General features: G+C 52.0%; 17 protein-coding genes, 3 pseudogenes and 1 riboswitch. Of the genes and pseudogenes, 3 read left to right on the forward strand and 17 right to left on the reverse strand.

Annotated elements, in window-relative coordinates; genetic code table 11:
- Window positions 1-11: 11 nt before the first annotated feature.
- Complete coding sequence (locus tag DXA93_RS05175) at window positions 12-836, reverse strand: TrmH family RNA methyltransferase (protein ID WP_055218570.1); 825 nt, start codon at window positions 834-836, stop codon at window positions 12-14.
- Window positions 837-1,195: 359 nt separating this feature from the next.
- Between DXA93_RS05175 and DXA93_RS05180 the strand changes: the two genes are divergently transcribed.
- Window positions 1,196-1,654, forward strand: coding sequence for a DUF2798 domain-containing protein (locus tag DXA93_RS05180; protein WP_022462175.1), 459 nt, complete (start codon window positions 1,196-1,198; stop codon window positions 1,652-1,654).
- Window positions 1,655-1,766: 112 nt separating this feature from the next.
- Here the strand turns inward: DXA93_RS05180 and DXA93_RS05185 are convergent, their stop codons facing one another.
- From DXA93_RS05185 to DXA93_RS05260, 16 genes and pseudogenes are all read right to left on the reverse strand, one after another.
- Window positions 1,767-2,378: a hypothetical protein gene (locus tag DXA93_RS05185; protein ID WP_118741891.1), complete on the reverse strand. Its 612-nt coding sequence runs from the start codon at window positions 2,376-2,378 to the stop codon at window positions 1,767-1,769.
- A gap of 139 nt (window positions 2,379-2,517) precedes the next feature.
- Complete coding sequence (locus DXA93_RS05190; RefSeq protein ID WP_118741890.1) at window positions 2,518-3,822, reverse strand: sirohydrochlorin cobaltochelatase; 1,305 nt, start codon at window positions 3,820-3,822, stop codon at window positions 2,518-2,520.
- Between the two features lie 294 nt (window positions 3,823-4,116).
- Window positions 4,117-4,310, reverse strand: a riboswitch (cobalamin riboswitch).
- A gap of 63 nt (window positions 4,311-4,373) precedes the next feature.
- Window positions 4,374-6,104 (reverse strand): amino acid ABC transporter ATP-binding/permease protein, encoded by a 1,731-nt coding sequence (locus DXA93_RS05195; RefSeq protein WP_119207847.1) that lies wholly within the window; start codon window positions 6,102-6,104, stop codon window positions 4,374-4,376.
- Complete coding sequence (locus DXA93_RS05200) at window positions 6,104-7,843, reverse strand: ABC transporter ATP-binding protein/permease (RefSeq protein WP_119207817.1); 1,740 nt, start codon at window positions 7,841-7,843, stop codon at window positions 6,104-6,106. Before DXA93_RS05200 ends, DXA93_RS05195 begins: the two co-directional genes overlap by 1 nt.
- 13 nt (window positions 7,844-7,856) lie before the next feature.
- Complete coding sequence (locus DXA93_RS05205) at window positions 7,857-8,204, reverse strand: nitrous oxide-stimulated promoter family protein (protein ID WP_022462170.1); 348 nt, start codon at window positions 8,202-8,204, stop codon at window positions 7,857-7,859.
- Window positions 8,201-8,604 (reverse strand): annotated as a pseudogene (locus DXA93_RS05210) (YbaN family protein). Before DXA93_RS05210 ends, DXA93_RS05205 begins: the two are co-directional and overlap by 4 nt.
- A 705-nt stretch (window positions 8,605-9,309) precedes the next feature.
- Window positions 9,310-11,018: pseudogene (locus tag DXA93_RS05215) on the reverse strand (acetyl-CoA carboxylase carboxyltransferase subunit alpha).
- Window positions 11,019-11,575: 557 nt separating this feature from the next.
- Window positions 11,576-12,922: an acetyl-CoA carboxylase biotin carboxylase subunit gene (locus tag DXA93_RS05220; RefSeq protein ID WP_119207818.1), complete on the reverse strand. Its 1,347-nt coding sequence runs from the start codon at window positions 12,920-12,922 to the stop codon at window positions 11,576-11,578.
- Window positions 12,919-13,356 carry a 3-hydroxyacyl-ACP dehydratase FabZ gene (gene fabZ / locus DXA93_RS05225; protein ID WP_022462591.1) on the reverse strand — a complete coding sequence of 146 codons (438 nt, stop codon included), beginning with the start codon at window positions 13,354-13,356 and terminating at the stop codon, window positions 12,919-12,921. The genes DXA93_RS05220 and fabZ overlap by 4 nt, the downstream gene beginning before the upstream one ends.
- Window positions 13,357-13,382: 26 nt before the next feature.
- The gene (gene accB, locus DXA93_RS05230) at window positions 13,383-13,901 is read right to left on the reverse strand and encodes an acetyl-CoA carboxylase biotin carboxyl carrier protein (RefSeq protein WP_119207819.1); all 519 of its coding nucleotides are present in this window, start codon (window positions 13,899-13,901) and stop codon (window positions 13,383-13,385) included.
- Between the two features lie 36 nt (window positions 13,902-13,937).
- On the reverse strand, window positions 13,938-15,173 hold the full coding sequence (fabF, locus tag DXA93_RS05235) for a beta-ketoacyl-ACP synthase II (protein WP_055227403.1): 1,236 nt from the start codon (window positions 15,171-15,173) through the stop codon (window positions 13,938-13,940).
- A gap of 16 nt (window positions 15,174-15,189) precedes the next feature.
- Window positions 15,190-15,930, reverse strand: coding sequence for a 3-oxoacyl-[acyl-carrier-protein] reductase (gene fabG, locus DXA93_RS05240; protein ID WP_022462594.1), 741 nt, complete (start codon window positions 15,928-15,930; stop codon window positions 15,190-15,192).
- A gap of 28 nt (window positions 15,931-15,958) precedes the next feature.
- Window positions 15,959-16,879 carry an ACP S-malonyltransferase gene (fabD, locus tag DXA93_RS05245; RefSeq protein ID WP_119207820.1) on the reverse strand — a complete coding sequence of 307 codons (921 nt, stop codon included), beginning with the start codon at window positions 16,877-16,879 and terminating at the stop codon, window positions 15,959-15,961.
- Window positions 16,876-17,813 (reverse strand): annotated as a pseudogene (gene fabK / locus DXA93_RS20500) (enoyl-[acyl-carrier-protein] reductase FabK). Before fabK ends, fabD begins: the two are co-directional and overlap by 4 nt.
- A 30-nt stretch (window positions 17,814-17,843) precedes the next feature.
- On the reverse strand, window positions 17,844-18,071 hold the full coding sequence (acpP, locus tag DXA93_RS05255) for an acyl carrier protein (RefSeq protein ID WP_022462597.1): 228 nt from the start codon (window positions 18,069-18,071) through the stop codon (window positions 17,844-17,846).
- Between the two features lie 51 nt (window positions 18,072-18,122).
- Window positions 18,123-19,052 (reverse strand): beta-ketoacyl-ACP synthase III, encoded by a 930-nt coding sequence (locus DXA93_RS05260; protein ID WP_119207821.1) that lies wholly within the window; start codon window positions 19,050-19,052, stop codon window positions 18,123-18,125.
- 244 nt (window positions 19,053-19,296) lie between these two features.
- Here DXA93_RS05260 and DXA93_RS05265 point away from each other — a divergent pair, with 244 nt between their 5' ends.
- Both DXA93_RS05265 and DXA93_RS05270 read left to right on the forward strand, forming a co-directional pair.
- Window positions 19,297-20,718 (forward strand): TldD/PmbA family protein, encoded by a 1,422-nt coding sequence (locus DXA93_RS05265; protein ID WP_119207822.1) that lies wholly within the window; start codon window positions 19,297-19,299, stop codon window positions 20,716-20,718.
- Window positions 20,718-21,998, forward strand: a complete 1,281-nt coding sequence (locus tag DXA93_RS05270; RefSeq protein ID WP_119207823.1) for a metallopeptidase TldD-related protein — start codon at window positions 20,718-20,720, stop codon at window positions 21,996-21,998. The genes DXA93_RS05265 and DXA93_RS05270 overlap by 1 nt, the downstream gene beginning before the upstream one ends.
- Window positions 21,999-22,061: the final 63 nt, after the last annotated feature.

The raw sequence follows: 22,061 nt of genomic DNA on the forward strand, positions 1-22,061 counted from the left end.
ACGGAACATCTTTATCTTCTTCCCGCCAGCTCCCAGAATGCGACAGCGCTCGCCGCAGCGACGTTCAGTGAATCCACACCGTGTGTCATCGGAATCAGCACGGTTGCATCTGTTTCAGCGATCGTATCACTTGCCAGTCCGTCACCCTCGGTTCCGAGCAGAATGGCGAGCTTTTCATGCGTTTTTAACGACGGATCATCCATCGGAACGGAGTCTTCTTTTAATGCCATCGCAACGGTATAAAATCCAAGTTCCTGCAGTGAAGCAATTCCCTGCTCCGGCCAGTAACTGCCGCCTGGCAGCACGGTCCACGGAACCTGGAATACATTTCCCATGCTCACGCGGATGGCGCGGCGGTACAGCGGGTTGCTGCAGCCTGATGTGAGGAGCACGGCATCGATGCCAAGCGCGGCGGCGGAACGGAAAATCGCACCGACATTCGTCGGGTTCACGACATTTTCCAGAATCGCCACGCGGCGGGCATTCCGGCAGATTTCCTCCATAGCCGGAAGCGTGCGGCGGTGCATCGCGCAGAGCATGCCGCGCGTAAGGGCAAAGCCTGTGAGCTGTTCCAGCACCTTCGTCTCTGCTGTATAGACCGGCGCGTCCGGGCAGTGCGCAAAGAGTGCTTCGTTTGCGGCAAGCTCTGCGCTTCCGGCAAGGAACGAAACCGGTTCATAACCGGCATCCAGTGCGCGCTCGATGACACGCGGACTCTCTGCGAGAAAAAGGCCTGGCTGCGGTTCATAATAGTGCAATAACTGCGGTTCTGAAAGACGCGCATACACGTCGAGCTCCGGCGCCGCAAAGTTTTCGATTTTTCTGATCTCTGACATAATATTGATTTCCTTTTGCGTTTTCTCTTTGTTTTCACTATGTTCTATTGTAGCAATCCCGCTCCCGTTTCGCAATCCATTCTTTTTCGCGCCGGTGCCGTTCCCCGCACCATTCGCCAAACCGTGCTTCCAGCACGCATCGAATTTTCTTGTTTATCTGTCTTTTTTAAAAATTTCTCAATTTCCTCTTGCCAAACGCCGCCAGAGACGTTATAATAATCGACGGTTCAAAATTAAAAACTGCAGAAAAGATTGGTATCAGATTGGAAACGGCACAAGTGCATTGCTTGGTTAACGAACAACACATGTGTCTTTTTTGCGCCCATTTTTCAAAATTGCAAAGAAAAGGAGAACAATCGATGCCAAAAACAAAATTTCAAAACGTTGTATTTACCCTCATGATGTCCTTTCTGATGGTCTATGCCATGATCTGCTACAACATTTCCATGAACATCGGCGGAATGACAAATCAGGTCTTTCTGATGGCGTTTCACGAGATGATAATCATGTGGCCGGCCGCTTTTATCCTCGAGTTTTTCCTCGTGGATCATCTGGCTCACAAATTAGCTTTTTGCATGGTAACACCGCAGGATCGTCCGATCGTAATCACGCTGGCAATTTCCATTATGATTATTGCTATTATGTGTCCGATTATGAGTTTTATTGCAACACTGCTGTTTAAAAATGCCGGAAAAGAATTTGTCGCTGTCTGGCTCCAAACCACGTTCTTAAATTTCCCGGTTGCCTTCTTCTGGCAGCTCATGTACTGCGGACCCTTCATCCGTTTTCTGTTCCGCAAACTGTTTCCGGAGAAATAAGAAAAGATATCCACAAAGGGAACCGTTTTTCCCCTCTCTGTCCACAATTTCTGTGGACAGACGGTGCAAAATGGTTCACCTTCTGTGGATATCTTTTTTGTTTTTTCCCGGATTACTCCTGTGGTACCGGATTGGATACGCTGACTACATGATCATACCAGGTTCCTTTTTTACCAATGATCGCAACATTGAAATCCTCGTCCAGTTTTTCTACCGGGATATCAAAGCCGTACACTTCATCTGTGGTTCCGTCAGAATACGTTACCTCATCTGTGGTCGGCTCGATCAGCTCTGCACCGTCTGCCTGCGCTTCTTCTTTTGTTCCCACAAAGACATTGACAATGTTTTGGGATACCAGGCTGACGTGGATGGTCATTTTTCCGTCTTTTACCGTCAGGACACCTTTCCCTTCTTTTGCTTCATTGACATGGAACATATTGCTGTCTGTATTGAAGTCTGCCGTATACGTACCGTCTTCCAGCTCTGATGCGTTGCTTTCTCCTGCAGTCTCCGCTGCCGATGCGCTTTCTGCTGAAACATCTGATGTGGATGTACTGCTCTCTGCCTTAGATGCATCCTGTACAGAAGCGGAAGATGCGTCTGCCGCAGAAGACGCAGATACTGCAGATGCAGAAGATGACGCTGCATCCTTTCCGCCACATGCGCCGAGCATGGATACAGTCAGTGCTGCTCCAAGAAAAAGAACTGCCAATTTTTTTCTCATAATAAATTTCCTCCTTGTATCACCTTGAAGCGGATCTTTTTCATCCGCTCAACTTAAAATCCGACAGCACACTGAGTCTCTTCAGCCGTACTGCCGGATCTTATTTTACTCTATTTTACGTTCGGAATGCAACCCCTAATTATTCAGCATCGTCCTGAACGCCGTTGCCGTCCATAGCTGCCTTGGTATGCTGTACATACAGCTGCTCAACAGCATCAATTCTTCCAAGACCTTCGATCTGAGTGTCGATCTCGTCGAATGCACCGGATGCCTCAAACTGGCTCTTCCAGGAATCCTCATCCTCGCCTGCCATATCGTTGTTTGCGTGGTCACCTGCAACAACCATCAGCGGCCGAAGAATTACTTTCTTGTATCCGGCTGCTTTTACTGCCTCGATCACGTTCTCGCAAGCGGTCTCTTCCGGCTTGCCCTCAACGGTTCCGATGAATACGTTTTTGTATCCAAGAGTATCCATCTGTGTCTGCATCTGGCTGTAGGTTACATTTGCAGTGTGGGAAGTACCATGTCCCATAAATACGAAAGCAGTGCCGTCCTCTGCTGCTGCATCCAGACTGTCATAATTTGCAGATTTTACTGCCTGTGCCGTGATTGCTTCTGCAACGGCCTGTTTGTCCTCGTTGATTACGGTAGCGTCACTTCCAACCTCGCCAAGCAGCGGCTCTGCGATGGTTACGGACTCAAATTTATCTTTATAGCTATCTACTGCTTCTTTCAGCTCGTCGTACTCTGCGCCGTGCATCAGATGAGTCGGCTGAATAATCAGTTTTTTCACGCCATTGCTTACAGCTCTTTCCAGTGCCTGATCTACGTTGTCGATCTTCTCGTCATCGCGGGCCTGTACATGGTTGATGATGATCTGTGCAGTGAAGGCACGTCTTACGGACCAGTCCGGATATGCAGCCTGCAGAGCTTTCTCAACGCCTCCGATATCCTCAGCACGGCTGTCGTTGAAGGAAGTACCAAAGCTTACAACCAGAAGCTCATCCTCGCCGATCTCGTCTCCGTTTAACGGATCATCCTTGGAAGCATCCCCTGTGTCTCTTCCGAAGTAATCCGGATCTGCGTTCTCTCCTTCTACAAGTTCCTTCTGCGCGTCTGTCAGGGCATCCCATGCCTCTTTTGCTTCTTTGCACTGCTCGTCGGTGTTATCATTTCTTTCCTGTACATAAATTGCGTCAATCAAAGCTGCCACTTTATCTGCTGCCTCCTGGTCTGCATCTGCGGATACCTCTTCAGATGCAGAAGATGCGCTTACGCTGCTGCTTGCTGCTGTGGTGTCTTCCTCAGATGCGGAAGATGCACTTACGCTGCTTGTTGCTGTGCTGCTTGCGCTGCTGCTGGATGCGTTGCTGCTTCCGCATGCGCCGAGCATAGATGTTACCATAGCTGCTGAAATTAAAGCGACTACAAGTTTCTTTTTCATTTTTGTTTTCCTCCCATTTGCTGGTATCTTTGCAACAACCAATATCGGGGACGTTTTACATTTCAAACTATGAGAAACACGCTCCGCGAGTTTCTCAAGTTATCGCTGCAGTCGCTAAGGTCTCGTGCAAGCACGGACTTTGGCTCGTTGCCCGCGTAAATAGAAAGAAGCCCTTTCGTTTTTCAACGAGGGGCTTCCAGTATTTTCATCACAAAGAAAACCATCTCACCCGCTGTGGGGCAAATGTCCGCTTTCCTGTTTTGTACTGCCAGTTCCTCGTGGCACGAACGTAACGTTCCTGTACTGCGAAAGGCAGGTCTCCCGGCTCATTGCTTCAGGATTTGACTCCAGCGCATCGGTCTCCTTCCCGGTTTCCCAGTGGATCATTCCCCTGCTTGCAAAATACGGTGACGAGTTCGTGCAGGATTCACACCTGCTTCCCTTTTCACCGGACACGTATGTCCGACACCTTACACATCGATATTTAATTGTCTTTTCTTTAACGACTGTTAGTGTAGCACATCGTCTTTTCTCTGTCAAGTGCTGTAAAATCAGGAAATCCGGCCATTTTCCATTTCATATACCACATCCGCGACGTTCATCGTGGACACTCTGTGCGATACGAGCACAATGGTTTTCTCTTCTGCCGATTCTTTCAGGGATTTCAGAATAATTCCTTCATTTAAGGAATCAAGATTCGATGTCGGCTCGTCCAGCAGGATCATGGATGCGTCATGCAGGAATGCCCGCGCGATACCGATCCGCTGTTTTTCTCCGCCGGACAGCGTATCGCCGAGTTCTCCGACTTCGGTGTCGTAGCCGTTTGGCAGTGTCATGATGAAATCATGTATGGACACCTTCTTCGCCGCCTCCATAATTTCTTCCCGCGTCGCGCCGGGTTTTGCAATAGCGATATTGTTCGCAATCGAATCGTGGAACAGGTGTGTCTCCTGCGTCACATAGCTTTCCATATCGCGCAGATGCTTTGTCGGGATTTTGCGGACATCGGCTCCGTCCACGGAAACGCGCCCCGTCTGGACATCCCAGAAGCGCATCAGAAGTTTTAAGATCGTCGATTTTCCGGAACCGCTCGCGCCGTGGATGCCGGTGATTTTTCCCGGTTCCAGTTTCAGCGAATACTGATCCAGAATCGTCTCGTCTTCGTAGGCAAACGTTACATTCTGCGCCTCGGCTCCTGCAAATGCGTGGTCACCGCCGGATGCCGCATCTCCCGGAATTTCCTCCACCAGCGGCGCTTCCTCGAGAAGGGAAAGCACACGCTCGCCGCTTGCCAGCGTCTGATTCAGGTTATTCGACAGGCTGGACAGCGCCACGACCGGGCCGAAGGAACCCATCATCGCGACTGTGCAGGTCAGGACTCCCTCAAATCCGATCCCGCCTTTCGTGTAAAGATAGATCGTCAGTGCCAGCATGCCGAACGATGCCAGAAGAATCACCATGTTGGTGACAGACCGCTGGGAGCCTTCCATGCGCCTTAAGTTTTCCTGCACAGAAGCCAGTTCTTTCGACCGCCCTGACATCTGCTCTTTCCGTTTTTCGCCCTGTCCGTACTGAATCGTCTCGTCGAGGCCACGCAGGGAATCCAGCACGAAGCTGTTCAGCTCGCCAAAGCCTGTCCGGAACTCCATTCCTTTCTGGCTTCCGCGCTTTCCGTTCCACATCGGGATCACAACGCCGACCGTCAGATACGCCGCAAGTGCAAGCAGCCCTGCCAGAACATGGTATCTTCCAATGAAGCATACCATAATCAGAGAAGTTAATGCTGCAATCGCAATCGGGGAAATCGTATGCGCATAGAATACTTCCAGAAGTTCGATATCGGTTGTGATAATCGAAATCAGATTTCCTTTGTCCCGTCCTTCCAGCTTCGCCGGGCAGAGCTTCCTCAAAGCTGCAAACACTTTATGGCGGATGATCGCCAGCAGTTTAAAAGCAATAAAGTGGTTGCAGTACTGCTCCGCATAATGCAGAATGCCGCGCAGCACCGCGATCACGATCATCACCGTGAGTATCGTTTTTACCGGGGTATGTACAAGCCACATGTTTTGCACCGAAAGGCTCGTCCCTGCCGCGCCCGTCAGTAAGCCATGCACGATGACCTGTCCTGCCAGAATCGTCAGGAAGATCGCACATAAATATCCCATTGTTCCAAGAATAATTGCCGCCATCATAATATGAAGCAATGGCTTCACCAGCCCGATCAGGCTTCCCATAATCCGGAGGGCGCTTCTGCGTTTTGCTGTATTTTTCTTCTCGTTCATCATGCATTCCCCTCCTTTCCATAGTTTTCCAGTACCATCTGGCTGTCGTACAGATGACGGTATGCGCCGTTCTGTTCCATCAGTTCCGCATGCGTTCCACGCTCGCAGATGGTACCGTTTTTCAGGAAATAAATCTGATCTGACTGTACGACGTTCGCAAGGCGGTGGGAAATCAGCAATACCGTTTTCGTCTTTGCGAGTTCATGAATCACATTCATGATCAGCTCTTCACTCTCGACATCAATATTCGATGCGGCTTCATCAAAGATATACACCGCACTGTCGCTCCGAAGCAGCGCCCGCGCAATCACAAGACGCTGGCACTGGCCGCCGGAGAGGTTTCCCGCTTTTTCGAGAAGCTCTGTCTGCAGTCCGTTCTGTATCTGTAAGAATCCCAGCAGATTGACTTTCTGCAGAACCGCCTCCATCTCCTCCTTCGTCGCATCCGGTTTCGCCATGCGCAGGTTCTCTTCTACGGTTCCTTTAAATAAGTAACTGTTGTGGCGGACCAGAACAACGTGCTTCATCAGATCCGTCTCAGCGACTTCCGAGAGCGGCACACCGCCCAGGGTGATGCGCCCTGTATATCCACGGTTCTTTGCCGCAAGGATACCCGCAATCGTACTCTTTCCGCAGCCGGATTCGCCAACCAGCGATACAAAACTGCCCGCCGGAAGTGTAAGGTCGATGCCCTTCAGAATTTCCCGGTCTTCTTCATAGGAAAAATGCACATCCTCCAACACGACATCCAGCGGTCCGTCCGGCAGCGTCCGTTCTCCCGCCTGCGGCTCCGGCAGATCAAGGATTTTGAAAATCTTGTCACTCGCCGCCATGCCGTTCATCGCGATGTGGAAGAACGATCCGAGCAGACGCAGCGGCAGGAAAAACTCACTCGCCAGCAGTACAATGCAGAGTGTGCCGGACACGGTGAGGTTTCCTTTCAGAAATTCCGATACCGCCACCGCCATGCCAACCGCCGCGCCGCCGTATGCTACGATGTCCATCACGCTCGTTGAGTTGAGCTGCATCGTCAGAACTTTCATCGTGATCCGGCGGAAGTTCTGGGATTCCACATCCATCTCGTCGGCTTTCTGCTGGTCGGCCTGATAAATTTTTAATGTCGTCAGACCCTGCAGATTTTCAAGGAAGGAATCGCCAAGGCCGGTGTAAATGCTCCAGTATTTGTTCAGCAGCTTCTTCGCAATCTTCTGCACAACCACAATCGAAATCGGGATCAGCGGCACACAGATCAGAAGAATCACGCTCGCTTTCATGCTCACCCGGCAGAGGATCACAAACAAGGTGAGCGGCGCAATCAGGCTGTAGAACAGCTGCGGAAGATACTTTCCAAAATAGGTTTCGAGCTGCTCCACGCCTTCCGTGGATACCTGTACGACCTCCGAGGATGATACCTGTTCGCTGTAGGATGCCCCCAGTTTCAGCATTTTCTCATAAATTTTCTCACGCAGAATCCGTTTCACATCCACACACGCAAGATACGACGACCGCGCGCCCATCCGCTCGCAGAAAAAGCGGATCACAACAACAATTGCCAGTGTAAAAATCGTCCGTTTCACAGCCGCTGCCGTTACCGCACCATACACGACCCGTTCCAGCAGATCGGCGACCGTAAATACCGCGATCACCTGCGACAGAAGCGCCGCCCACTGCCACAGAATCGTGTACACGATATACTTTTTCGCGTGGGACAGCAGCCCCACCAGTCTTGTTTTAATCATAAGTACCTCTCTTTTATGCTTTTGCTTTTCGCTTCTCTCTCATGCTGCAAATCAAATGCCAGATAGCTAAAATCGGATGATACAGCAGCATCCTCGGCCCCGAAAACCGCATAACGGCGCGGATCTTTTCCCGCATTTCCGGCTTGTAGCAGTGTACTTTGCAGTTTGCGCAGAATGTTTTCTGTTCCATGAAGGGACATTTCTGGCTCCGCTGTTTTGCATAGTCCGCTAATTTCTGACATTCCGGACACATCCCGCCGGATGCATGCCCCTCTTTTCCATGGTTCTTCCGGCAGTACAGGCGGATCATCTCTTCCACGACGTACTGTTCTTTCTGCCGCTTTTTTTCTACTTTGTTCATTTTGTTTCTCCTAGGATATGATCTTCTGTTTTTACGGTTTTGACCCGCAGGAAGAAATACAAAATATGGCACATCCATACCACAGCAATACAGATTCTTCCGATCGCACATTCTTCATAGCAAAAAAGCCGATCGCCATCACAACCGTTACCATCCCGATAATTTTACATTTCGTTCCTACCGTCATCGCCCGATGCTGTACGAAGCTGTCGAGATGCTTCTTATATAATTGAGTTCCAATAAACCAGCTGTGCAGCCGTTCCGAACTTTTCGCAAAGCAGAACAGGGTCGCCATATAGAATGGAACTGTCGGCAGAATCGGAAGCACAATGCCGATGGTGCCAAATCCCAGGCACAGAAAGCCGAGTACGATCCAAAATATTTTAAATGGACTCTTCATAATTTTCCTCCTTTCTCACCGAATATTAAAATAGAAAAATAGCCGCTCATGGTTCTTGCGAATACATGAGCGGTTAGTTGTCGCTTACGCTAGTTATAGATTAACATTATTTAACTTTCATGTCAAACACATTTCACTCCTGAGAGAACGCTCCTCTGCTTGCAGAATAACTGCTGTTATTTCAACTCACGAAGTGTGATACATCATACTCTAAATAATTCCGCCAATGTTTGAAGATTCAACTCACGGAGGGCGACAAAGGAATCGGGCCGGTTGTGTGGGGACGCATCATTTCAACTCACGCCCTCACGGAGGGCGACGCTGCGCCTTCAGTTCATCCGTCAATCCATTGATGTTATACTCAATATACGGGTGCTGCCATAACGGTAGGCGGTTAGTCCTTCTACGGAGGGACTGTGACTCTCCGATTACATAGAAACCCTTTATATGGGAATTCCTTGGAAAGGAGGGCTAAGCCATGAGTATTATCGACTTCATAGCAGTTGTAAGTTTCGGCTTAACCTGCTTTAGCCTTGGATACAACTTCGGCAAAGATACTGCGAAATCACAAAAATAGCCGCCCAGTCCTGCAAACTTTGGCGACTATTTTTACATAAACCAATAAATATGGACTAACCGTCTATCGGTAGCACTCTTTTCAATATCATAATATCATGTATTTCAGAATATGTCAAAATCTTCTTTTCACATATCCCGAAATCTCCGATACCTCTCCTCTACCAGTTCTTCCCCATCCATCTTCTCATACTTTTCCAGGAATCTCAGAATTTTGCCTCTCAATTCTTCACACACCACTGGCATTGTGTCCACCGTAAACTCCCCCGGCTCTTCCACAATCTCTTCTACAATTCCCAGTTCCTTCAAATCCCCCGCCGTCAGCTTCATCACCTCGGCGGCCTCCGGCGCGCGTTTGCCGTCTTTCCACAGGATGCTTGCAAATCCCTCCGGCGACAGGATGGAGTAGATGGCATTCTGCATCATCCACACTTCATCCGCCACGGCGAGTGCCAGTGCACCGCCGCTGCCGCCTTCTGAAATGACAATAGAAAGAACCGGCGTTTTTAACGCTGACATTTCATACAGGTTCCGCGCAATCGCCTCGCCCTGGCCGCGTTCTTCGGCTTCCATTCCGCAGAAGGCGCCTGGGGTGTCTACGAGACAGATAACAGGCCTGTGGAATTTTTCGGCCTGTTTCATCAGACGCAGGGCTTTGCGGTAGCCTCCGGGGACGGCATGCCGAAATTGCGGCGGATGTTTTCTTTCGTATCCGCGCCTTTCGCCTCGGCGATGACCGTGACCGGTGTGCCGTCAAACGATGCAATACCGCCGATGATCGCCGCATCATCGCCATACAGTCGATCACCATGAAACTCAATAAAATCAGGAAACAGCTCCCGAATATAATCTTCTCCCACCGGTCGGTCCTTTTTCCGCGCTTTCTGCACACAGTCCCAAGCCGATGTTTTCTCTCCCGTTTCTGGTGCTGCCAAAGACCGCTTCACGTCTCCATCCCCCAAAGTCAGCACTTCCGAGGAAACTTCGATATCTTTCCCATGCATCCGCAGAATCTCCGACAGCACCTCTTTCGCCTCTTCTCTTGGCAGAATCCGATCCACAAACCCATGCTCCACCAGAAACTCCGCCCGCTGGAATCCTTTCGGCAGTTTCTGTCCTATTGTCTGCTCAATAACCCTCGGTCCCGCAAACCCGATCAGCGCATGCGGCTCCGCCAGAATAATATCCCCCAGCATCGCCCAGCTCGCCGTCACGCCGCCCGTCGTCGGGTCCGTCAGCACACTCACATACAAAAGCCCCGCATCACTGTGTCTTTTCAGCGCCGCCGACGTCTTCGCCATCTGCATCAGAGAAACAATCCCCTCCTGCATCCGCGCCCCTCCCGAGCACGCAAACAAAATCACCGGCAGCGAGAGCTTCGTCGCCCTCTCCACCGCCCGCGTAATCTTCTCCCCAACAGCCTCACCCATACTGGCCATCATAAACCTGCCATCACAGACCCCGATCACCGTCTCCATCCCGTTGATCCGTCCCTTACCAGTCACAACAGCCTCCGTAAGTCCTGTTCTCTCCTGCAGAGCCCTCACCTTCTCTTCATACCCCGGAAACCCCAGCGGATTCCCCGCCGTCATCCCCTGATCCCATTCCTCAAAACTCCCATCATCCAGAAGAAACTCAATCCTCCGATACGCATGCACCCGAAAATAATTCCCACACTTCGGACAAATATAAAGATTCCTCTTCACATCCTCCGTAAAAATAGCCCCCTTACAAGCATTACACTTCTTCAAAATCCCCTGCGGCGCCTCCGGCACCACCCCATCCGCCGTGTGCTCCTTCCGAAACACCGTCTTCTTAAAATACTTACCCAGCATCATACCACCATCACTCCTTACGTCATAACACTTTCACTCTATTGTCACCATAACAATCTTCCAACCACACACCTCACCCATCGAGGCATTCATTCTCTCTTCACCGCTCACTCCTGTCATCCCAGCCGCACCGCCCCGCGGTGTCGCTGACCACACTCTCCCAGTCGTGTGTCTGATCTCAGCCGCCCGGCAGTACAGCAGAGGGGGACGGCGCATTTGCAGGAGGAACTATAGCAAGACCCGAAAATAATGCAAAAAAGGCAGTGCTGCAGAGCGCGAATTGCAAGGAACAGATTTGAAGGCGTACCGGGGTACGACGAAAATCTGTGACGCAGTAATTCACGCTCTGCGGTGCTGAATTTTTTGCATTATTTTCGGGGATTGCTATAGAAACACTTAGGCTTCCAGAATTTGCGTTATTTTCAAAAATCTAACTGTCTGAGCGACAGCGGGTTTTTGATTTTTGAAAATGGTTTTAGCAAATGCTGGGGGCCTTAGTGTTTCTTTCCTCTGAAACCGCGCCGTCCCCCTCTGCTGTACTGCCGGGCGGCGTCCGTCTCTCACAATCTCTCCGTCAACCGCTCCACAAACTCAATATCCGCCCTCCCGGCCAGATACTCCTCTTCATTTAAAATAGAATACAAATAATCAACGTTAGTGTCGACTCCCTCGATGACGACTTCCCCCAGCGCACTCCTCATCCGCGCAATCGCCTCCTCACGCGTCCTCCCATGCACAATCAGTTTCGCCAGCATCGAATCATAAAACGCCGGAATCACATACCCGTCATACGCCGCCGTATCCACCCGTACTCCAAATCCCCCAGGCAGATGCATCTCCGTAATCTTCCCCGGACAAGGCCTGAAATTCTTCGCCGGATTCTCCGCATTAATCCTGCACTCAATCGCATGCCCCGAAAGCCGGACCTCCCCCTGCGTCACCGACAGCGGCATCCCCGAAGCCACCCGAAGCTGCTCCTGAATCAGATCCATCCCCGTGACCCACTCCGTCACCGGATGCTCCACCTGAATCCGCGTATTCATCTCCATAAAATAAAAATTCCCGTCCGGCTCCAGCAGAAACTCAATCGTCCCCGCATTCACATAATGCGCCGCCTTCGCCGCCCGGACCGCCGCCGAGCCCATCCGCTCCCGCAGCGTGTCATCAATCGCCACACAAGGCGACTCCTCAATCATCTTCTGATGATTCCTCTGAATCGAGCAGTCCCGCTCCCCAAGATGAATCACATTCCCGAACGAGTCCGCCATAATCTGAAACTCCACATGACGTGGATGACGAATCAGCCGCTCCACATACATCGTCTCGTCCGCAAACGAACTTTTAGCCTCCTTCTGCGCCGTCTGAAACGCACTCTGGAACTCCCCGCGCGTCTCCGCCATGCGCATACCCTTGCCGCCGCCTCCAAGCGCCGCCTTAATCATCACCGGAAAACCAATCCGGTCGGCCTCAGAAAGACCCGTCTCCCAGTCAAAAACAGGTTCCTTCGTCCCCGGAATCACCGGCACACCGGCTGCCTGCATCGTATTTCGCGCCTCAGACTTATTACCCAGACGGTCCATCACCTCAGGCGACGGCCCAATCCACGTAATGTGGCATTCCTGGCATCTCCGCGCAAACGTGCTGTTCTCCGACAGGAATCCAAATCCCGGATGAACCGCATCCGCCCCCGTCACAAGCGCCGCACTCAAAATACGTTCCATATTTAAATAACTGTCCTTCGACGGTGCCGGCCCGATGCACACCGCCTCATCCGCGAGCTGCGCATGCAGTGCCTCCCGGTCCGCCTCCGAATAAACAGCAACCGTGAGAATTCCCATCTCACGGCATGCCCGGATAATCCGGACCGCGATCTCCCCACGGTTTGCAATCAAAACTTTTCGAATCATTGTGCTGCCCCCACCATAAAGGTCAGTTCCGCCTGCGCGACCACCTTGCCGTCAACCGAAGCAACCGCTTCCCCGACGCCCATCGGTCCCTTGTGGCGGATAATTTTCGTCTCCAGACGAAGCTTGTCTCCCGGTTTCACTTTTCCCTTAAAGCGGCACTTGTTGATGCCGCCGAAAAATGCAATTTTTCCCTTATTCTCGTCAAGAGAAAGAATCGCAACCGCACCGACCTGCGCCAGCGCCTCGATAATCAGCACGCCCGGCATCACCGGCTCCTGCGGAAAATGACCCGCAAAAAAATCCTCGCGGTACGTCACACATTTATACCCAATGCCGAATTCGCCCGGCTCAAAATCTTCTATGTAATCCACCAGCAGAAACGGATGTCTGTGTGGAATAATCTCCTGAATCTGTTTCGTTGTCAAACTGTTCATTCGCTGCTTCCTTTCTCGTCCCGGCTTTACGCTTTTACCCGGAACAGCGGTTTTCCGTAATCAACCATCTCGCCGTTTTTCACCAGAACCTCCGCAATCACGCCGTCCACTTCACTCTCGATCTCATTCATCAGCTTCATGGCCTCCACGATTGCTACGACTTGTCCCTTTTTCACGGTGTCGCCGACCTTCACAAACGGCTCGGCATCCTCTGCCGGAGCTGTATAAAACGTTCCGACCAGCGGGGATGTCACAAAAACGCCTTCTTCTGCTTCACTGTGCTCCTCAGCCGTTGTATTATTTTTTCCTGCCGTTTCTTTTCTCTCCGGCATGGCTGCTTCTTTCACTGTCACGCCATTTGCTCCGCCCATCATCTCGGCCATCTGCAGACCGGCACCGGATGGAACCCCGCTCATCTGCACCTGCACCGGAGCTGCTTTTCCATGCTCCATGGCAATCTTGATCCCATCAGCCTCGTAATCAAACGCGGTCAGCGAAGAATCCGAAACTTTATCAATCAACTGTAAAATCTGATCTAATTCCATCTTATTTTCCTTTCTGCACCGGAACACGATGCCGCTTTATTCATATTTCTGAAACAGCAGCACCGCATTGTGGCCGCCAAAACCAAGGGAATTGCTCATTGCCAGTTTCACATCAGTTTCCACCGGAGCGCCGATGCAGTAATTCAGATCGCATTCCGCATCTGCTTCCTTTGTTCCAATCGTCTGATGCACGAAGCCGTCCTGAATGGATTTCGCACAGACAACAGCTTCCACACCGCCTGCCGCGCCGAGCAGATGACCGACCATCGATTTCGTCGAGTTGACCAGCACATGGTCTGCCGCATCACCGAAGGCTTTCCGGATCGCACGCGTTTCAAACAGATCGTTGTGATGTGTGGACGTTCCGTGTGCATTAATATAAGTAACTTCTTCCGGTTTTACTCCCGCTTCTTCCATCGCAAGCTCCATCGCACGTGCCGCACCGCTTCCATCTTCCAATGGAGAAGTAATGTGGTACGCATCGCAGGTTGCGCCGTATCCGACTACCTCTGCATAGATCTTCGCGCCGCGCTGTTTCGCGTGCTCCAGCTCCTCAAGTACGAGAATGCCGGCGCCCTCGCCCATGACGAAACCGTTCCGGTCCTTATCAAACGGAATCGAAGCCCGCAGCGGATCTTCCGACTCGGAAAGTGCGGTCAGTGCCGAAAAGCCTGCCACGCCGACCGGCGTAATTGCGCTCTCCGCACCACCTGCCACACAGATGTCCGCGTCGTTGTACTGAATTGCGCGGAAGGCATCGCCAATGCAGTGCGTTCCTGTCGCACACGCCGTCACCACGCTGGTACATTTTCCTTTCGCGCCGAGTGCAATCGCAACGTTTCCCGCCGCCATGTTCGCAATCATCACCGGAACGGTAAACGGGTTGACGCGGGACGGATTTCCGGCATCAATTTTGGCTTTCGCCTGTTCGCATGCATTCAGATCACCGACGCCGGAGCCCACCAGAACGCCGACGCGGAACGGATCTTCATTCTCCATGGAAATGCCGGCATCTGCAAACGCTTCTTTTGCTGCTGCAACGGCATACTGGGAAAAGGTTCCCATTCGTCTTGCCGCTTTGAAATCCATGCGCTCTTTTGCCACGAAGCCTTTGACCTCGCCTGCCAGATGTACTTTATATTCTGCTGTATCAAATTTCGTAATCGTTCCGATTCCGCAGGCTCCCTTGCGGACGCCGTTCCAGAATTCCTCCACGGTATTTCCAATCGGGGTTACCGCACCCAGCCCTGTGATGACTACTCTTCTCTTCATTCCAACTCTCCTTTTCTTAGATCACCATGCCGCCGTCGCAGTGAATCACCTGTCCGGTGATGTAAGCTGCCGCTTCGGATGCCAGAAATGCGGCCAGGTTTGCCACATCCTCCGGCTTTCCGAAATGGCCAAGCGGAATCTGGGATACGGATGCTTCTTTCACTTTATCCGAAAGAACCTCCGTCATATCGGTCTCAATAAAGCCCGGCGCAATCGCATTGACGCGGATGCCGCGGGATGCCAGTTCCCGTGCCGCTGTTTTCGTCAGGCCGATCACACCTGCTTTCGATGCCGCATAATTTGCCTGTCCGGCGTTTCCTGCCACGCCGACCACAGAAGCCATGTTGATGATGCAGCCGCTCTTCTGACGGATCATCGGCCGTGCCGCAAAGCGGATGCAGTTGAACGTTCCCTTGAGGTTTGTCTCAATGACACGGTCGAAGGCTTCCTCCGACATGCCCATCAGAAGGCCGTCCTTTGTGATGCCCGCGTTGTTGACCAGAATATCGATTTTCCCATACAAAGCAAGAATTTCCTTCATCCACGCTTCACACGCCGCAAAATCCGATACATTGCACTGCATCACACAGCCGTCTCCTCCTGCCGCGCGGATTCCCGCAAGCACGGTTTCGGCCGCCTCTTTTGAACCATTGTAATTGATGACAACAAAGGCTCCCTCCGCCGCCAGTTTTTCTGCAATCGCACGCCCGATTCCGCGGGATGCGCCCGTTACTACTGCTGTTTTTCCACTTAACATCTCATTCTCCTGCTGCATAATCCACTATCTATAATAAAGTTTCGCACACCTGATGCATTTCCTCATAGGTGCGGATATTGTAACCTTTTACATCCCGGTTGATTTTTCTTAAAAAGCCGGTCAGTGTTCTTCCCGGTCCGATCTCCACGAAGGTATCAACGCCGTCCGCAATCATTGCCTCGATGCTCTGCTGCCACCGCACACCGGATGCCACCTGCTGGATCAGAAGGCCGCGTGTCAGTGCAATGTCACGCACATACTGGCCGGTTACATTCGTTACATACGGAATCGCGAGTTCCATAAAGCCGACGCCCTCGAGCGCTTCGGTCAGCCCCTTGGACGCAGCTTCCATCATCGGGGAATGGAACGGGCCGCTTACGTTCAGCGGAAGTACCCGCTTTGCGCCTGCTTCTTTTAACTTTTCCGAAGCCTCTGCCACTGCCGCCTCATATCCGGTGATGACAATCTGACCCGGGCAGTTGTAATTGGCAATGTAGGCGCCGGAAATCCCGCTCAAAATCTTTTCGATTTTTGCAGCTTCCATGCCGAGCACCGCCGCCATCGCGCCCTCGCCTGCCGGAACGGCCTCCTCCATCAGGATGCCTCTTCTGCGGACGACCTTCATCGCATCCGCCATTTCCATACCGCCGGCGGACACAATCGCGTTGTACTCGCCAAGGCTGAGGCCCGCTGTCACATCCGGCGTAAGGCCGCACGCCCGGATGGACTGCTCCATCGCCATTCCGGTTGTCAGCAGTGCTATCTGGGTAAACTCTGTCTGATCCAGATGTTCATTTTCCTCAAAACAGAGTCTTTTCATATCAATCCCGATCAGCTCGGATGCCATATCGTAGACGGCTCTCGCTTTCGGACATGCTTCATAAAAATCCGCGCCCATGCCGACACACTGGGAACCCTGTCCCGGAAACATAAATGCTGTTTTACTCATAACCGCGCCGGTGCTCCTTTCAGAAGTTCTTCCATCTCTTTCATCATCTGCTCTATGATTTCTTTGCAGCTTTTCTCGTCTTTTACCATACCTGCAATCTGACCGGACATCACGCTTCCGGTTTTGACATCGCCGTCCACAACGGCTCTTCGAAGACCGCCGAGCGTCAGTTTTTCCAGCTCTTCGAACGGAGCTCCCTCTTTTTCCAGTTCCAGATAATGGCGTGTCATCTCATTTCGGATCGCCCGCACCGGATGACCGGTTGTGCGGCCTGTCACGCGGGTATCAATATCTTTCGCCTTGATCACCAGCTGCTTGTAATTTTCATGCACAACGGCCTCTTTCGAAGCGACAAAACGCGTTCCCATCTGAACCGCCTCGGCACCCAGCATAAAGGCTGCTGCCATGCCGCGTCCGTCCGCAATTCCACCGGCCGCAATGACCGGAATTTTTACGGCATCTGCACCTGCGGAACGAGTGCCATCGTTGTCGTCTCGCCGATATGGCCGCCGGACTCACATCCTTCTGCCACAACGGCATCTGCGCCTGCACGCTCCATTCGTCTTGCAAGAGCCACGGAAGCGACCACCGGGATGACGCGGATACCAGCGTTTTTCCACAGTTCCATATATTTCTCCGGATTTCCTGCGCCCGTCGTAACGACTTTTACGCCTTCCTCGGCAACCACTTTTGCCACCTCATCCGCATACGGGCTCATCAGCATGATGTTGACGCCGAACGGTTTGTCCGTCAGTTTTTTTGCTTCGCGGATTTCATTCCGAACCCACTCTGCCGGTGCCGCCGATGCTCCGATGAGGCCAAGGCCGCCGGCCTCGGAAACTGCCGCTGCCAGATGATGCTCCGCCACCCAGGCCATGCCGCCCTGAATGACTGGATACTGAATCCCGAGTAATTTTGTCACTTCTGTGATCATGAATCGCTTCCTCCTGCTTCCCGATCTTTCTTAGTTTTTGTGCTGCTCCAGATACTCTGCAACATCACCGACAGTTACCATCGTTTCCAGATCCTCGGTCGGGATTTCCACGCCGCAGGTGTCCTCGAGGGACATGACCATTTCAAACAGATCCAGGGAATCTGCTCCGAGATCCTCTTTGAAGGAAGTCTCCGCTGTGATGGTATCGATGTCTGCTCCCAGTGCTTCTGCTACGGTTTCTTTTACTTTTTCTAACATGTTTTTGTCCTCACTTTTTTTCTTATTCTTCTTATTTTATATGGGCGTTTCTTACCATTCTAGGTACGCCGCGCCCCAGATCAGTCCTGCTCCGAAACCGGAGAGAACGATTCTCTGTCCTTTTTTGGCTCTGCCGGACCGGTTCCACTCATCCAGCAGAATCGGAATGCTCGCCGCACATGTATTGCCGTATGCTTCGATATTCCGCGGAAATTTTTCTTTCGGCGCCTTCAGTCGTTTTGCCACGCCGTCGATGATGCGGCTGTTTGCCTGATGAAGGATGAAGACATCAATCTCCTCGACCGGCACCTCGGCTTCTTTCAGCACCTCGCGGATGACTTCCGGCACGCGTGATAAAGCAAACTGGAACACGGCACGGCCGTCCATCTGCAGATACGTTCCCTTTTCGCAGGTCAGCGACACGCCTTTTTCTCCATCGGAATGGATCTTTTCGCACGCTTTTGTCTCCTGCTCCTCCGCCGTCAGCACAATGGCTCCCGCGCCGTCCCCGAACAGAATGCAGGTTCCGCGGTCACTCCAGTCCACCAGGCGGCTCAGGGCATCCGCGCCGATCAGCAGCACGTTTTTTGCCTTGCCGCTCCGGATATACAGCTGGCCCAGCTCATACACCGCAAGAAATCCGGTGCAGGCGGCGCTGACATCGAGACAGGCGGCACGGAAGGCACCGATTTCATCCTGCACAAGACAGGCGGTATTCGGAAAGATGCTCTCCGACGAGGAGGTTCCGACGAGAATCAGATCCAGTTCTGTCGAACAGATCCCGGCATTTTCCAGCGCTCTTCTCGCCGCCTTTACTGCCATTTGGGCAACCGTCTCCTCCCCGGCTATGTGGCGCGCACCGATTCCCGTCCGCTCCCGGATCCAGGCATCGCTCGTCTCCACCATCTTTTCCAGATCTTCATTTTTCCATATCGTCTCCGGTACGTAAGAACCGGTTCCCGCAATTCTGCCGTTTTTCACCTTACTGTCCTCTTGCTTATTTCATTCTCAAACATTTTTCTTTTCAAATGTTTTGATATTCAAAGTATATCATCAAAATTCATTTTGTCAACCTTTTTTTATTGCTTTTTCCATTTCCAACTTCTATAATGAAACTATGTTCGGGATTTTTTCGAAACTATTTTTTCCGGATTCTATTATTTTGAGCCCCGGCGCAGGTTCTCTATCGAACACTCCGGCAGGCTCCAGAAAGGACACCAAACTTATGCAGGTTCCAATGTCATCCTATCTTGTGGAAATCAAACCACAGATTCAGGAACTGATCCGTCTGCTCGAACGCGAATTTGATTACGTCAGCGTGCTCTGCACCGATGTCAAAGGTACGACCTACCGCGTCAGCATGCATCAGACCACCGTCAGCGATTATCACTTCTGTGAACGCGGCTTCGTTGTCCGTGCATGGCAGGACGGTTCCTACACCGAATATTCCTTCAACAACCTCACCGATGCCGCAGATCTTGCGGAGGAAATTACTTCCGCGCTGAAATCCGAATTTCAGGCATTAAAGGCACTCGGCATCGCGCAGATGGAGTCTCCTCTCGTGCAGGAAGAAGCCATCGAAAAAACAATGCAGAATGAGATCGAGATTGACCCGGAGACCGTCTCCGCAGAGGAGATTCTCTCCCACCTTCGGAAGCTCTGCGACGCCGGCGCTGCCCATGAAGGAATTCTGGAATTCCAGAGTACCGTCAGCTTTGCCCGTGTCAACAAGCTGTTCCTCTCCTCCAAAAAGGATCTGATGCAGTCCTACGCTTTCTCGGAGGGCTCCCTTTCCGCAATCGGCACAGAAAACGGAAAACAGAATATGTCGTACCGTTCCTGCTCCGGCCTGAAAGGCGTGGAAATCTTAAATGAGATGGATGCGATTGTTGAGGAAATCATCGCCGTTCTGTACGACAAGCTCCACTCCGATCCGGTCATCCCTGGCATGTACGATGTCATCACCGCACCGGATGTCACCGGCGTGATTGCACACGAGGCATTCGGCCACGGTGTCGAGATGGATATGTTTGTCAAAGACCGCGCACTCGCCAAAGAGTATATCGGCAAGCCTGTTGCCTCCCAGCTCTCCTCCATGCACGACGGAGCAGTCGGCGCACAGCAGGTCAGCAGTTATCTTTTTGATGATGAGGGAACGCTCGGCACCGACACCACGGTCATCGACCACGGTACACTCGTTACCGGCATCAGCGATCTCGTAAGCGCACTCCGCCTTGGCACCACGCCGACCGGAAACGGAAAACGCGAGAGCTTCGAGCGCAAAGTCTACTCCCGTATGACCAACACCTACTTCACCGCAGGCACAGACAAACTCGATGATATGATCGCTTCGATTGATCACGGCTATCTTCTCGAAAGCGTTCAGTCCGGTATGGAAGACCCGAAACACTGGGGCATCCAGTGCATGGTCGGACTCGGCCGCGAGATCAAAGATGGTAAGCTGACCGGAAAAGTCGTATCTCCTGTCACCCTGACCGGCTACGTTCCGGATCTCTTAAAGAGCATCTCCATGGTTTCCGACAAAGAAGAGCTCTTCGGCTCCGGCATGTGCGGAAAAGGTCACAAAGAATGGGTCAAAGTCAGCGATGGCGGCCCGTATCTGAAATGTAAAGTGAGGTTAGGCTGATGAACGAATTATACAATGTATTAAAAACAAGCAAAGCCAGCGACTTTCTGATCCGCGAAGAGCAGACCGAATCCCGCGAGGCATTTTTCATCGGTCAGAAGCTCGACATGAGCCGCGCGAAAAAAGTAACTCATACGTTTCTGACCGTCTTTGTCGACAGTGAGGATGGAAAATTCCGCGGAAGCGCAGAAAAAGAGATCCACCAGGGCATTTCCCGCGAAGAAATGAAGCAGGAAATTGACCAGGCGCTGTTCGCCGCACAGTTTGTGCAGAACCCATGGTACCCTGTTGCAGAGCCATCGGATGCCCAGGCAAGCGCCGACATGGCTGATGCTTCCCGCGATCTTACCGCTAAACTCGTAAAACTGGTGCAGGCTATGCAGGAAATCAAGGCGGAAGAGGATTCCCGCGTAAACTCCTATGAGATTTTCGTCAACCAGAAGCAGACACACATCCGCAATTCCCGCGGTGTCGATGTCACCTTCTCCGGCTTTGACTGCGAGATCGAGGTTGTCACAAACTCCCGCAAGGATGATCATGAGATTGAGATCTACAAGGATCTCCGCTTCTCCGACAAATCTGCCGAGAAGATCATCGCCGAAGTGCGCGGAATGTTCCACACCGGCCGCCAGCGTCTGAATGCTGTTCCGACCCGCCAGAATGAGCATGCTGATGTTCTCCTGACCGGAAATGCCGTCGGCAGTTTCTTCCAGTATTTTGCCATGCATACCAACGCTTCTTATCAGTACATGGGCGTCGCAAAGGCAAAAATCGGTGAAGCCATCACCGGCGCGGATGCCGATCCGCTGAATATCCGCCTCGTGCCGACGCTCGACGGCTCTGCCAAAAACGCGCCGTACGACGAAACCGGTATGCCGGTAGCCGAGCGCGTTCTGTTTGAAAACGGCATCTGCCGCTCCTACTGGGGCAGCCTTCAGCATGCCCATTATATCGGCATGAAGGATACTACTTCCATGAATAACATGGTAGTTGAAGGCGGTTCGAAAACACTCGACGAGCTGCGCAGCATGCCGCATATAGAAATCACCGATTTCAGTGCGTTTGATATGGATGCCGTAAGCGGCACCTGCGGCGGTGAGATCAGGCTCGCGTATGAGAGCGACGGAACCACCTCCCATCCGACAACCAGCGGATCACTTTCCGCCCGTTATGACGATGTGCTGAAAAATCTGACTTTCTCGAAAGAGACACAGCAGATAAACAACCGCGTGGTACCGTGTGCGGTACTGCTGCGGGATGTGACGGTGGCGGGAGAATAATTTTTCATTCTGCAGCATACGAAAAAGGAGCATCTCCAGGTTTCAAGTTCGAAACCGGAGATG

It is taken from the genome of Blautia sp. OF09-25XD, assembly GCF_003482095.1.
Lineage (GTDB): Bacteria > Bacillota > Clostridia > Lachnospirales > Lachnospiraceae > Fusicatenibacter > Fusicatenibacter saccharivorans.

Excerpts from the sequence above, each read along its gene's own strand:
- DXA93_RS05175 (WP_055218570.1), bottom strand. The coding sequence starts at position 836 with ATGTCAGAGATCAGAAAAATCGAAAACTTTGCGGCGCCGGAGCTCGAC.
- DXA93_RS05180 (WP_022462175.1), top strand. The coding sequence starts at position 1,196 with ATGCCAAAAACAAAATTTCAAAACGTTGTATTTACCCTCATGATGTCC.
- DXA93_RS05185 (WP_118741891.1), bottom strand. The coding sequence starts at position 2,378 with ATGAGAAAAAAATTGGCAGTTCTTTTTCTTGGAGCAGCACTGACTGTA.
- DXA93_RS05190 (WP_118741890.1), bottom strand. The coding sequence starts at position 3,822 with ATGAAAAAGAAACTTGTAGTCGCTTTAATTTCAGCAGCTATGGTAACA.
- DXA93_RS05195 (WP_119207847.1), bottom strand. The coding sequence starts at position 6,104 with ATGAACGAGAAGAAAAATACAGCAAAACGCAGAAGCGCCCTCCGGATT.
- DXA93_RS05200 (WP_119207817.1), bottom strand. The coding sequence starts at position 7,843 with ATGATTAAAACAAGACTGGTGGGGCTGCTGTCCCACGCGAAAAAGTAT.
- DXA93_RS05205 (WP_022462170.1), bottom strand. The coding sequence starts at position 8,204 with ATGAACAAAGTAGAAAAAAAGCGGCAGAAAGAACAGTACGTCGTGGAA.
- DXA93_RS05220 (WP_119207818.1), bottom strand. The coding sequence starts at position 12,922 with ATGATTCGAAAAGTTTTGATTGCAAACCGTGGGGAGATCGCGGTCCGG.
- fabZ (WP_022462591.1), bottom strand. The coding sequence starts at position 13,356 with ATGAACAGTTTGACAACGAAACAGATTCAGGAGATTATTCCACACAGA.
- accB (WP_119207819.1), bottom strand. The coding sequence starts at position 13,901 with ATGGAATTAGATCAGATTTTACAGTTGATTGATAAAGTTTCGGATTCT.
- fabF (WP_055227403.1), bottom strand. The coding sequence starts at position 15,173 with ATGAAGAGAAGAGTAGTCATCACAGGGCTGGGTGCGGTAACCCCGATT.
- fabG (WP_022462594.1), bottom strand. The coding sequence starts at position 15,930 with ATGTTAAGTGGAAAAACAGCAGTAGTAACGGGCGCATCCCGCGGAATC.
- fabD (WP_119207820.1), bottom strand. The coding sequence starts at position 16,879 with ATGAGTAAAACAGCATTTATGTTTCCGGGACAGGGTTCCCAGTGTGTC.
- acpP (WP_022462597.1), bottom strand. The coding sequence starts at position 18,071 with ATGTTAGAAAAAGTAAAAGAAACCGTAGCAGAAGCACTGGGAGCAGAC.
- DXA93_RS05265 (WP_119207822.1), top strand. The coding sequence starts at position 19,297 with ATGCAGGTTCCAATGTCATCCTATCTTGTGGAAATCAAACCACAGATT.
- DXA93_RS05270 (WP_119207823.1), top strand. The coding sequence starts at position 20,718 with ATGAACGAATTATACAATGTATTAAAAACAAGCAAAGCCAGCGACTTT.